The organism is Streptomyces sp. NPDC050997, assembly GCF_040660135.1.
GTDB lineage: Bacteria > Actinomycetota > Actinomycetes > Streptomycetales > Streptomycetaceae > Streptomyces.
The window spans coordinates 39,429-51,758 of record NZ_JBFAGK010000016.1 but is presented as its reverse complement, the minus strand read 5'-3'; the positions used below and the strand labels follow the sequence as shown (position 1 = coordinate 51,758).

Sequence of the window (12,330 nt, the reverse complement as noted above, 5' to 3'; positions counted from 1 at the left end):
CATGGTCACGACGGGAAAGCGCTGGTGAGAATCTGTGAAACAGGTTTCGAAGGAGAAGGGGAACGATACGTTCCCTGCATGAACCGACGGCTCGCTCTGCTCAGCACGGTGGCCCCTGGTGTCACGGAGAGCGAGGTCTTTCGGCTGGCTCTTCAGCATGCGGTGGGTGAGTTGGGCGCACTCGGCGGAACCATGCACCTGCGTGGCCCGATGTCCGCGTTGCGTCTGGTGTCGGCTGTCGGCCTGCCTCCCGATCTCACCCGCTCCTGGGAGATCGTCGACCAGGAGGGGCCGCTGGCCCCGGCCCGCGCGCTCCATGAAGGCAGTGGCGTGTGGGTGCCGATGAGCTCCGGCGACGCTGCCGGCACTGTCGCCGTCGCCCGGCCCGGGGCGGACACTGCGGACACTGCGGACACTGCGGACACTGCGGACATGATCTGGCCCGACACGGGCCTCGCGGCCCTCCCTGTGTTCAGCGGGAGACGCAGCATCGGCGCGCTGACCGTGCTGGTGGGCGAGCGGGGCGAGCCCACCTCGGAGCAGTGGGACTTCCTGCGGGCCGTGGTCGCCTGGACCGAGGACCGCATCGCCCAGGCACCGCCGCCGTCCGGACCGGCGCAGACGGAGCTGAGCGGTGAGCGCCTGCGGCGGGCCCTGAAGGAGGTCCAGGTCGGATCGTGGGACTGGGACGTCCGCACCGGTGAGCTGATCTGGGACGAGGCGGCGCTGGAGCTGTACGGCACCCTGCCCGCCGATTTCACCGGCAAGATCGAGAACTGGTTGAGGATCGTCCACCCCGACGACCTGGCGCCCACGCTGGCGGCGGCGCAGCGGGCGATCCTCGACCACACCGTGTACGAGGCGGAGTACCGAGTACGGCGCCTGGACGGCACGTACGGCTGGACACGGGCCCGCGGCAGGGCCACGTACGACGAGCAGGGCGAACCCCTCCGGATGATCGGCGTGGGCTGGGAGAGCAACGAGTCACGGACCGCCCGCGACGCGCTCGGCCGGGCACTGCGGCACATGAGCGACGGCTTCCTGGCGGTGGACGACGAGTGGCGGATCACCTTCGCCAACGTGGAGGCGGAACGTTTCCTTGGCTTCTCCGAGGAGGAGTTGTTCGGGCGCCTGCTGTGGGACCTGCCCTCCGCTCGGCAGGCCCCCGGTCTGGAGAGTCGCTGCCGGGAGGCCGCCGCCGAGGAGAAGCCCGCCGGCTTCGACGTGCACATGCAGGATTCCGGGCGGCGGTACCACCTGCGGCTGGTGCCGGGTCCCGATGGACACACCCTCTACTTCACCGACGTCACCGAGAAGCGCCGGCTGGCCCAGGAGCGTCAGGCCGCCGAGCGCGCCGCCGTCGAACGGGCGGCCCGGATCGGGGAGCTGACCGCGGAGCTCGCCAAGGCGACGACCTCGCGGGACGTCGTGGACGTGGTCGCCCGACGGGTGCTGCCGCCGTTCGCCGCCATGGGCCTGCTGGTCCAGGTCGTCGAGGGGGACCGGCTTCACCACGTCGGGGCCGTGGGTTACCCGCAGGACTTCCTCGACATCATCGACAGTCGCCCCCGGGCACCGCGCGACCCGGCCTGGGACGCGATCGCCTCCGGCACACCGCTGTTCCTGTCCTCGGCACGGGAGTTCGCCGTGCGCTACCCCGAACTGGCCTCCCTGGTGGGCCGCGCCGACAAGCAGGCCTGGGCGTTCCTGCCGTTGGCGGCGTCCGGTCACACGTTCGGTGTGTGCGTCGTGGCCTTCGACCGGCCGCGGCTGCTCTCCGACGAGGAACGCGCCCTGCTGACCACGATCAGCGCCCTCGTCGCCCAGTCCCTGGAGCGGGCCCGCCTCTACGACGCCGAGCACACCCGGTCCCGGGAGCTCCAGCGCAGCCTGCTCCCCCAGGAGCTGCCCGACCTGCCCGCGTGCACGGCCGCCGCCCGCTACCTCCCGGCCGGGCAGGGCGCGGACGTGGGCGGCGACTGGTACGACATCATCCCGCTCTCCGGCGGACAGGTCGCCCTGGTGGTCGGCGACGTCATGGGGCACGGCCTGCCCGAGGCGGCCACCATGGGCCGGCTGCGCACCGCCGTCCACACCCTGGCCGACCTGGAGCTGCCGCCCGACGAGATCATGGGACACCTCAACGACATCGTGGGCGGCATGGGCGAGTCGTCGTACGCCACCTGCCTGTACGCGCTCTACGACTCCACCACCCGGATCTGTTCCGTCGTTCGCGCCGGGCACCCGCCGCCCGCCCTGGTCCATCCCGACGGGACCGTGCACTTCCCGGAGCCGGAGGCCGATCCGCCGCTGGGCGCCGCGGAGCCCCCGTTCGAGACGGTCGAGCTGGAGGTGCCCGAGGGGAGCCTGCTGGTGCTCTACACCGACGGCCTGGTCGAGTCGGCGAAGCGGGAGATCGACGAGGGCATGGCGGAGCTGGCCCGGATACTGAGCGCGGCCCAGGAGGACGGCACCGCGGCGGGCCTTGAACGCCTGTGCGACACGCTGACGGCCGGTCTGCTGCCCGTCGACCAGCAGGCGGCGGACGACGCGGCGTTCCTCGTCGCCCGCCTGCACCCCCTGCCCGCCGACCGGATGGCCTCCTGGCCGCTGCCCGGGGAGCCCAGAGCGGCCGGACAGGCCCGCCGTCATGTCCGCGAGCAACTCACCGCCTGGAACCTGGACGACCTGGCCCCCACCGCGGAGCTCCTGGTCAGCGAGCTCGTGGGCAATGTCGTCCGCCATGCCAGGGGCCCGGTCCGGCTGCGTCTGCTGTACGCCGCCGAGCTGATCTGCGAGGTCTTCGACGGCAGTCAGACGATGCCGCGCATACGCCGGGCGGCGGAGACCGACGAGGGAGGCCGAGGGCTGCAGCTGATCACGGCGCTCTCCGGCCGATGGGGCGCCCGCTACACCCCCACGGGAAAGTGCATCTGGACCGAGCAGCCGCTGCCCGGCCCCGACGACGAACCGGAACCGCAGGCCGACATGCTGAACCTGATCTCCCTGAAGGCGGCCGGTTTCGACGGCGACTGGAACGCGCTCCTGTGAGGGCTCACGGGTCGATCAGACCGGCCCGGATCGCGTAGCGGGTCAGTTCCAGCCGGTCGCGCATGCCGAGCTTCTGGAGGAGGTTCGCGCGGTGCCGTTCGACCGTCTTGGCGCTGATGAAGAGCAGTTCGCCGATCTCCTTTGAGGTGTGGCCCTCGGCGACCAGCTTGAGGATCTCCTCCTCGCGCTCGGTGATGGCCCGCTCGGGCAGGTCGTGGCCCTGGTGAAGACGCTCCAGGTAGGAGCGTACGAGGGCCCGTTCCGCGCCCGGACAGATGAACGGTTCGTCGCGTACGGCCGCCCGGCACGCCTCGACGAGGTCGCGGTCGGCGACGGACTTCAGTACATAGCCGCCGGCGCCCGCCTTGAGAGCCTCGAAGAAGTACTGCTCGTTGTCGTACATCGTGAGGACGAGGATGTGCAGGCCGGGTAGTCGGCGGGAGAGTTCCCGGGCCGCCTGCAGGCCGGTCATACGGGGCATCGCGATGTCCAGGACGGCCAGATCGACGTCACACGCGCGTGCCAGCTCGACCGCCTCGGCCCCGTCACCGGCCTCGGCCACGACTGTGAGGTCCGGCTCCGCCTCCAGGATCAGGCGCACTCCTCGGCGTACGAGCGTGTGGTCGTCGGCGAGCAGAACGCGGATGGGGGGCGCGGCCGGCATCGGGGGCGCCATCAGTGGCCGGTCCCGGCCGCGGCGGGGACGCGCAGCCGTATGTCGGTGCCCCGTACGGGAGCGGCTTCGAGGGAGAGCACGGCCCCTATGAGGAGCGCGCGTTCGCGCATACCGCTGATGCCGGAGCCCTCCGGCGCCCCGCCGAGTCCCGTGCCGTTGTCGCGTACGAGGAGTTCGACACCGTCCGGCACCGGCCGCAGCCGGACCTCCGCGCGGTCGGCGGCGGAGTGCCGCGCGGTGTTGGTGAGGCCTTCCTGGGCCACCCGGTAGAGCACGAGTTCGGACTCCTCGGTCAGAGGGGGCAGGTCGCCGGGGATCTGGTGGCGGACCGTCAGGCCGTGTGTGGTGAACTCGGCCGCGAGGGAGCGCAGGGCGCTGGCCAGGCCGAGTTCCTCCAGAACGCCGGGGCGCAGTCGGCGGGCTATACGGCGGATCTCGTCGAGACCCGCGCGGGTGGCCTCCTGCGCCTGGCCGACCTCGTCGCGCAGTTCCTCGGAGGTCCGGTCGGCGACCCGCTTGAGCTGGAGGAGGACGGCGGTCAGGGTCTGTCCGACCTCGTCGTGGAGTTCGCGGGCGATGCGCTGCCGTTCGCGCTCCTGGGCGGACAGCGCCCGGGCCGCGCCCGCGGCACGCTCGGCCTCCAACCGGTCGAGCATGGTGTTGTACGTCCTGATCAGCGCGGCCGCCTCGGCGGGACCGGCGACCGGAGCCCGGGCTCCGGGGCGCCGCAGGTCGGCGGTGGCCATGGCGCGGCCCAGCCGCTGGAGGGGGGCGAGACCGACGCGCAGCACGAGCGCGTTGGCGGCCAGCAGAACCGCGAGGCCCACGACGACGGCCAGCGCCTCGCCCGGCAGGACGGGGGTCGACACGGTCACCGGCCCCAGCAGCAGCGCGGCGGCCGCGACCAGCCCGAGGGCGTTGAGCGAGAAGATCCGCCAGAACAGCGACACGGCCCTCGTTCCGCCCTTTCCGTCCGTTCCGGCATCCCCCGGTCCGTCCCCCGGCCCGTCCGCCAGTCCGTCCTCCGCCTCCTGCGCTCGCGGAGCCGGTGCGAGCAGCCTCCTCGCCTCGCGTCGGCCGCGTATATCCGTGACAACACCCATATCGCCACCGTACGGGCGGGTGACAGCATGCAGACCGGGTAGCCGGGCTCATCGAGCACCACACGCCGCCCAAGCACACCCACACGTCACGTGCACCGACGAGCAAAGGGAAGAAACGTGTCTGCTCCACGCCTGAGGGCGACGCCGCTGCCGGGTATCGGGGTCCAGTACGACCTCGTCACCCGGGAACAACGCCACCTGTCCGTGGTGGCGCACCGCGACGGCGCCCGCACGGTGAGCGTGTACCGGTCCGACGACCCCGACTCCTGTGCGCAGTCCCTGCGGCTGACCGGTGGCGAGGCGGGCACGCTGATCGACGCGTTGAAGCCGTCCCACCACAGTCCGAGCCTGCTCTACACGACCGACCTGGGACTGGTCGCCGAGCGGGTGGAGGTGCCGGCGGCTTCCCGGTGGAACGGACGGGTCCTGGGCGACACGCGGATGCGGACCGAGACGGGCGCCTCCGTGGTGGCGGTGCTGCGGCGGACCGAGGCGATCCCGTCGCCGGCGCCGGACTTCCGGCTCGTCGGCGGTGACACCCTCATCGTGATCGGCACCCGTGAGGGCGTCGACGCCGCCGCGGCGATACTCGGTCGGGAGTGAACGGGTGCACTCAGCGGTTCTGTTGATCGAGTTCGGTTCCATCATCCTCGGCCTCGGCCTGCTCGGCCGGTTCGCCGCCCGCTTCCGCCTCTCCCCCATTCCGCTGTACCTGCTGGCCGGGCTGGCCTTCGGTGAGGGCGGTCTGTTGCCGCTCGGGGCGAGCGAGGAGTTCGTCGCCGCGGGTGCCGAGATCGGCGTGATCCTGCTCCTGCTGATGCTCGGCCTGGAGTACACGGCCAGTGACCTGGTCACCAATCTCAAGTCCCACTATCCGGCCGGGCTCGTCGACGGCGCGCTCAACGCGGTCCCGGGTGCGGCGGCGGCGCTGCTGCTCGGCTGGGGGCCGGTGGCCGCGGTCGTACTCGCCGGCGTCACCTGGATCTCGTCGTCCGGGGTCATCGCGAAGGTGCTGGGCGACCTGGGCCGGGTGGGCAACCGGGAGACCCCGGTGATCCTCAGTGTCCTCGTCCTGGAGGACCTGGCGATGGCGGTCTATCTGCCGATCGTCACCGCGCTGGTGGCCGGGGCCGGACTGCTGGCCGGCAGCCTCACCCTGGCGATCGCGCTGGGCGCGGCGGGGCTCGTCCTGTTCGTGGCCCTGCGCTACGGCCGTCTCATCTCGCGTTTCGTCTCCAGCGACGATCCGGAGAAGCTGCTCCTGGTCGTGCTGGGCCTGACCATTCTGGTCGCGGGTGTCGCGCAGCAGCTCCAGGTGTCGGCCGCGGTGGGCGCGTTCCTGGTCGGCATCGCACTGTCCGGCGACACCGCCGAGGGCGCGCACACCTTGCTGAGCCCCTTGAGGGACCTCTTCGCCGCCGTCTTCTTCGTGTTCTTCGGACTGCACACAGACCCGGCCAGCATCCCGCCGGTCCTGCTGCCCGCGCTCGCTCTGGCGCTGGTCACCGCCGCCACGAAGATCGCCACCGGATACTGGGCGGCCCGGCGGGCCGGGATCTCCGTCAAGGGCCGCTGGCGGGCGGGCGGCGCGCTGGTGGCGCGCGGCGAGTTCTCGATCGTCATCGCAGGGCTGGCGGTCAGCGCGGGCATCGAGCCGTCACTGGGGCCCCTGGCCACGGCGTACGTCCTCATCCTGGTCGTCCTCGGCCCGCTCACCGCCCGCTTCACGGAACCACTGGCATCCCGCTGGACCCGCCACGTCAGCGCCCGCCGGGAGTCGCGTGAGGAACCGTCGCAGGCCGCGGAGGCGGGGGCTTCCGTGGGGCGCGAGTGAGGAGATGGGGGCGGTGGGACAGGTGAGTGTCTCGCCGGGGGAACGCGGGACACGATGAGTGAGCCGTCGTGGTGCCGAGACACAGGGAGACTCTTGCTCCGGCTTCACACGGGACGGTGAGCGGCTCCCCGGGCACCGCGAAACACGGGGCGCGTCCCGGTCCACGGCAGGCAACCGGCCGGCAGCCGACACCGCCCGGCCCCCTGCCGCCCCACTCACCGCACCCCCAGGCACCCACCCGGCCCGGCGCCACCACCCACGCGCCCCAGGCCCCCCAGCCCTCCCCGCGGCCCCGGCACCCCGAGGGCCGGACCGCCCGCCACGCCCCCTGCCCTGGTCAGCACCGCGTCCCGGCTGGCAGGATCACGCGCATGTCCAAGGTGTTCCCTCCTATCGGCAGGCGCCGGGCCCTGCAGGGCGCTGCCGCCGGGTTCGTCGCGTTCGGGCTGCTCCTGTGGTGGCTGCTGCCCCTGGGCGAGGAACCACCCAGCGGGACGATCACGTTCAGCACGGGGAGACAGGCCGGCGTGTACCAGAAGTACGGAGCGATGCTGGAGGAGGCGTTCGGCAAGGACATGCCGGCCCTGAAGGTCCGGCTGAAGGACAGCGACGGCTCACAGGTGAACGTCAAACGCGTGGCGACCGGGGACGCCGACTTCACCATCGCCGCGGCCGACGCGGTGAAGACGTACGAACTGGACAAGGGTGCCGGCGCCGACCGGCTGCGCGGTGTGGCGCGGCTGTACGACGACTACGTACAGCTCGTCGTTCCGCGCGACTCCTCCATCTTCTCCGTGGCTCAACTGGAGGGCAAGCGCGTTGCCATAGGGCCGGCCGGCTCGGGGGTGCGGCTGATCGCCAACCGGGTGCTCAAGGCGGCGAACATCAACGCCCAGAAGGACATCACGCCGTTCTCCGACGGCATCGACACCGGCCCGGGCCGGCTGAAGCGGGACGAGATCGACGCGTTCTTCTGGTCGAGCGGACTGCCGACCCAGGGGCTGCAGACGCTGTCCGAGACCTTCGCCTTCCGGTTCGTGCCGATCGGTGCCGACCTCGTCGCGAAGCTGCACGAGCAGGGCGGCGCCAGCAGCTACTACCGGGCCACCAACATGCCGGCGTCGGCCTATCCGTCGGTGCAGAAGGGGTCCACCGTGGCGACGATCGCGGTGTCCAACCTGCTGATCACGCGCGCGGACTTGGACCCGAGGCTCACCGAGTGGCTGACCCGGACCGTGATCAGGAGCCGGGACCACATCGGCGCCGACGTCCACTCCGCCCAGTTGGTCGACGTACGCACGGCGATCTACACGGATCCGTTGACCCTGCACGAGGGCGCCCGGCGCTACTACCGCTCCGTCAAGCCGTAGGAACACCTACGCACTTGACGTACCGTCACCGTGGACGGCGACGTACGAAGCCTCACCCGCCCGCCGTGCGCGGAGTCACACCCAAGCCTCCGCCCACCGTCACACGGACGCTATAGACGGGCCGACGAGCACGCCGTACCCCACCTCACGCCGCCGGGCCCGACCGCGGCACTCTCACCGTGACCGTCAGCCCGTGCGGCTCGTGGTGGTCGTAGGAGATCGAGCCGCCGCCCGCCGCGAGCAGGGTCCGGGAGATGGACAGGCCGAGGCCGGAGCCCTTCACGTTCTGGTGGCGGCCGCTGCGCCAGAAGCGGTCGCCGATGCGGGCGAGTTCCTCGTCGGTCAGACCGGGGCCGTGGTCGCTGACCACGACGGTGGAGATGTCGCCGTCGGAGGCGACCGTGACCTGCACGGTCTCGTCCTTCGGCGTGAACTTCACCGCGTTGTCGATCACGGCGTCCAGCGCGCTGGAGAGCGTGACCGGGTCGGCCCACGCGGTGGTGGGCGGGCAGTCGCCCACCAGTCGTACGCCCTTGGCATCAGCGGTCGGCGACCAGGCGGCGACCCGCTCGGCGGTCAGCGCGCCGATGTCGGTGATCCTCAGATCCGCCTCGGTGTGCTCGGCCAGGGCCAGGTCGAGCAGGTCGTCGAGGACCTGGGCCAGGCGCTTGCCCTCGGCCTGGACGGAGGCGATCTCCTGGTTGCCCTCCGGTAGTTCGAAGGCGAGCAGTTCGATGCGCAGCAACAGCGCCGCGAGCGGGTTGCGCAGTTGGTGCGAGGCGTCGGCGACGAAGGCGCGCTGCTGCTCCAGGACGTCCTCGACGTTGTCCGCCATCTCGTTGAACGACCGGGCGAGCCTGCGGAGTTCCGGCGGGCCGCCGGCGGCCGCGACCCGGGACTTCAGGGCGCCGCTCGTGATCATGTGGGTGGTGATGTCCAGGATGCGCACGGGCCTGAGCACCCAGCCCGTCAGCCGCAGGGCGGCGCCGACGGCCAGCAGCATCGCGGCGATCTCGCCGGCGCCGATGACCAGCCAGCCGTGCAGGATCCGCGACCGCATCTGGCCGGTGGGCGAGTCGGTGACCACCACCGCGACGACATCGCCGTCCCGGATGACCGGCGAGGCGACGACCAGGCGGTCGCGCTGCCAGGGCCACACCTGGTGGGGATCATGGCTGCGCCGGCTCAGCAGCGCCTCGGCGAACGCGTCCCGCACCAAGCCCGCCTTGGGGACCTCGAAGTCGGAGGGCGCCTTTGCCATGGCGCTCTCGTTGGCGTAGAAGACACCGGTCCGGATGTCGTAGACATCGAAGTAGCTGGCCAGCTCGCTGTTCAGGGTCGCCTGGCGCTCGTTCGACTCGCCGGGAGTGTCGGTGACGAACTGGGCGAGCGCCGCGAAGCGCGCCGTGTCGTCGATCCGGTCGACGACCACCTTCTGCTGCTGGGCCCCGGCGACGCTCACCGCGAGGGGGACGCCGAGCGCCAGCAGCACGGCCGCCATCAGGATGATGAGCAGCGGGAGAAGACGTGTGCGCACCCGGCCCCGCTACGAGCCCGGGGCGACGAGCCGGTAGCCCACGCCTCGTACGGTCTCGATCAGGGCGGGCATGCGCAGCTTGGCGCGCAGGGACGCGACATGCACCTCCAGGGTGCGCCCGGTCCCCTCCCAACTGGTGCGCCACACCTCGCTGATGATCTGCTCCCGGCGGAAGACCACACCCGGGCGCTGGGCGAGCAGGGCGAGGAGGTCGAACTCCTTGCGGGTCAGCTGGATGACCGAACCGTCCACGGTGACCTGGCGGGTGGGCAGTTCGATGTGCACCGGACCGAGCCGCAGTGCGCTCTCGCCACCGCCCGGGGTGTCCTCCTGGACGGTGCGCCGGCTGACGGCGTGGATACGGGCGAGCAGTTCGCCGGTGTCGTACGGCTTGACCACGTAGTCGTCGGCGCCGAGGTTGAGGCCGTGGATGCGGGAGCGGACGTCCGCGCGGGCGGTGACCATGATCACCGGAATGGCGGTGCGCTTGCGGATCTTGCCGCACACCTCGTAGCCGTCCTGGTCGGGCAGGCCCAGGTCGAGCAGGACGACGCCGAAGCCCGCGCCCTCCGGGACGAGCGCCTGGAGGGCCTCCTCGCCGCTGCGCGCGTGGGTGACGTCGAAACCGTGTCGCGCCAGGACCGCGGACAGCGCGGCGGCGACGTGGTTGTCGTCCTCGACGAGGAGAAGTCTCATCCGGACTCCCTTCGGTTCATCGGACGTACTATCTGAATGTGTACACATCGCGTGCACGCGCGCGTGCACGCCCTGTGCAGTCACGCTGATGGAAGAGGACGGCGTCAAGAGGGTTCCGGTTGCGCGCGCCTTCCGTTACCCGGCCGATACGCGCCCAGCTCACAAGTGCTACAACAGGTGTCCGATTGCTATCGGATCGTGATGCTCAGATTCCCCTCAGATGTAATGACGCTGGTCGCGTGGGGTCACTAAGGTCCTCCGAAACCGAGGAGGACGGAGCCGTAGAGCGATGACCGAAGTATCGGTGGCCAAGGAAGATGTGGCCGCGACCGGAGAACTGGTCGTCCTGAAGAGCGTCAACAAGCATTTCGGCGCGTTGCACGTGCTCCAGGACATCGACCTCACGATCGCCCGCGGCGAGGTCGTCGTGGTCATCGGACCCTCCGGGTCCGGCAAGTCCACCCTGTGCCGCGCCATCAACCGCCTGGAGACGATCGACTCCGGCGCGATCGCCATCGACGGCAAGCCGCTGCCCGAGGAGGGCAAGGCGCTTGCCCGACTGCGCGCCGACGTCGGAATGGTGTTCCAGTCCTTCAACCTGTTCGCGCACAAGACGGTGCTCGAGAACGTCATGCTGGGCCAGATCAAGGTCCGCAGGACGGACAAGAAGAAAGCCGAGGAGAAGGCGCGCGCCCTGCTCGACCGGGTCGGCGTGGCCACGCAGGCCGACAAGTACCCCGCACAGCTCTCCGGCGGCCAGCAGCAGCGCGTCGCCATCGCGCGGGCCCTGGCCATGGACCCCAAGGTCATGCTCTTCGACGAGCCCACGTCGGCGCTCGACCCGGAGATGATCAACGAGGTCCTGGAGGTCATGCAGCAGCTCGCCCGTGACGGCATGACCATGATCGTCGTCACCCATGAGATGGGCTTCGCCCGTTCGGCTGCCAACCGGGTGGTGTTCATGGCCGACGGCCGCATCGTCGAAGAGGCTGTGCCGGACCAGTTCTTCAGCAACCCGCGCAGCGACCGCGCCAAGGACTTCCTGTCCAAGATCCTGCACCACTGACGGCCCGCCCGGCAGCCTGACGACCTGTGTCACCCGCCTTGACGGCTCGCATCTCTTCACCACTCAAAGGATGTTCACCATGAAGCTCCGCAAGGTCACCGCCTCCTCGGTCGCCGTCCTCGCGCTCGCGCTGACCGCCACCGCCTGTGGCGGCGACGACAGCAAGGACTCCGGCTCGAGCTCCAGCGGCGGCGGCAAGATCAAGATCGGCATCAAGTACGACCAGCCGGGTCTCGGCCTGAAGGAGCCCGACGGTTCCTTCTCCGGCTTCGACGTGGACGTGGCGACCTACGTGGCCAAGGAGCTCGGCTACAAGCCCGACCAGATCGAGTGGGTCGAGACCAAGAGCGCCGACCGCGAGAACGCCCTCGCCCGTGGTGACGTGAAGTTCATCGCGGCCACATACTCGATCAACGACGAGCGCAAGCAGAAGGTCGACTTCGCCGGCCCCTACCTGCTGGCCCACCAGGACCTGCTGGTCAAGAAGGACTCGAACATCACCAAGGCCACGGACCTCAACGGCAAGAAGCTGTGCTCCGTGACCGGCTCCACCTCGGCGCAGAACATCAAGAACGACGTCGCCCCGAAAGCCCAGTTGCAGCAGCGCGGCGGCTACTCGGAGTGCATCGCGAGCCTGCAGAGCGGTGCCGTGGACGCGTTGACCACCGACGACTCGATCCTCGCGGGCTTCGCCGCGCAGGACCAGTACAAGGGCCAGTTCAAGCTCGCCGGCCTCAAGCTGAGCAACGAGAACTACGGCATCGGTGTGAAGAAGGGCGACTCCGCGACGGTGGGCAAGATCAACACCGCGCTGGAGAAGATGGTCAGCGACAAGGCCTGGGACAAGGCGGTCCAGGACAACCTCGGTCCGGCCAACTACAAGAACGAGCCCGCGCCCAAGATCGGCAACATCGTCAAGTAACGCGGGGACCACCAGGCGCGCCGCCGCCCGCCGCGATCACGGCGGCGGCGCGCCGCGCCGCCCTCCACGTACGCC

Annotated in this window: 10 protein-coding genes; 6 read left to right on the top strand and 4 right to left on the bottom strand. The window is 70.6% G+C overall.

Going from position 1 to position 12,330, the window contains the following annotated elements:
- Positions 1-78 precede the first annotated feature (78 nt).
- Complete coding sequence (locus tag AB0H86_RS30390) at positions 79-3,051, top strand: SpoIIE family protein phosphatase (RefSeq protein WP_362445746.1); 2,973 nt, start codon at positions 79-81, stop codon at positions 3,049-3,051.
- A gap of 4 nt (positions 3,052-3,055) precedes the next feature.
- On the opposite strand, the gene AB0H86_RS30385 is transcribed toward AB0H86_RS30390, so the two are convergent.
- Positions 3,056-3,715, bottom strand: a complete 660-nt coding sequence (locus tag AB0H86_RS30385) for a response regulator transcription factor (RefSeq protein WP_362445743.1) — start codon at positions 3,713-3,715, stop codon at positions 3,056-3,058.
- Between the two features lie 11 nt (positions 3,716-3,726).
- Positions 3,727-4,677 carry a sensor histidine kinase gene (locus AB0H86_RS30380; RefSeq protein WP_362446127.1) on the bottom strand — a complete coding sequence of 317 codons (951 nt, stop codon included), beginning with the start codon at positions 4,675-4,677 and terminating at the stop codon, positions 3,727-3,729.
- Between the two features lie 270 nt (positions 4,678-4,947).
- On the opposite strand from AB0H86_RS30380, the gene AB0H86_RS30375 reads away from it, so the two are divergent.
- The 3 genes from AB0H86_RS30375 (at position 4,948) to AB0H86_RS30365 (ending at position 8,034) form a co-directional block, all read left to right on the top strand.
- Positions 4,948-5,433: a TrkA C-terminal domain-containing protein gene (locus AB0H86_RS30375; RefSeq protein WP_362445740.1), complete on the top strand. Its 486-nt coding sequence runs from the start codon at positions 4,948-4,950 to the stop codon at positions 5,431-5,433.
- Positions 5,434-5,437: 4 nt separating this feature from the next.
- Positions 5,438-6,664, top strand: coding sequence for a cation:proton antiporter (locus tag AB0H86_RS30370; RefSeq protein WP_362445737.1), 1,227 nt, complete (start codon positions 5,438-5,440; stop codon positions 6,662-6,664).
- 371 nt (positions 6,665-7,035) lie between these two features.
- Positions 7,036-8,034 carry a TAXI family TRAP transporter solute-binding subunit gene (locus AB0H86_RS30365; protein WP_362445735.1) on the top strand — a complete coding sequence of 333 codons (999 nt, stop codon included), beginning with the start codon at positions 7,036-7,038 and terminating at the stop codon, positions 8,032-8,034.
- A 145-nt stretch (positions 8,035-8,179) separates the two neighbouring features.
- Here the strand turns inward: AB0H86_RS30365 and AB0H86_RS30360 are convergent, their stop codons facing one another.
- The gene (locus AB0H86_RS30360; RefSeq protein ID WP_362445732.1) at positions 8,180-9,571 is read right to left on the bottom strand and encodes a HAMP domain-containing sensor histidine kinase; all 1,392 of its coding nucleotides are present in this window, start codon (positions 9,569-9,571) and stop codon (positions 8,180-8,182) included.
- 9 nt (positions 9,572-9,580) lie between these two features.
- Positions 9,581-10,267, bottom strand: a complete 687-nt coding sequence (locus AB0H86_RS30355) for a response regulator transcription factor (protein ID WP_362445729.1) — start codon at positions 10,265-10,267, stop codon at positions 9,581-9,583.
- A 289-nt stretch (positions 10,268-10,556) separates the two neighbouring features.
- Here AB0H86_RS30355 and AB0H86_RS30350 point away from each other — a divergent pair, with 289 nt between their 5' ends.
- Together AB0H86_RS30350 and AB0H86_RS30345 are read left to right on the top strand one after the other, a co-directional pair.
- Positions 10,557-11,333: an amino acid ABC transporter ATP-binding protein gene (locus AB0H86_RS30350; protein WP_362445726.1), complete on the top strand. Its 777-nt coding sequence runs from the start codon at positions 10,557-10,559 to the stop codon at positions 11,331-11,333.
- Between the two features lie 79 nt (positions 11,334-11,412).
- Positions 11,413-12,255, top strand: coding sequence for a glutamate ABC transporter substrate-binding protein (locus AB0H86_RS30345; RefSeq protein WP_362445723.1), 843 nt, complete (start codon positions 11,413-11,415; stop codon positions 12,253-12,255).
- The last annotated feature ends 75 nt before the right edge of the window (positions 12,256-12,330 follow it).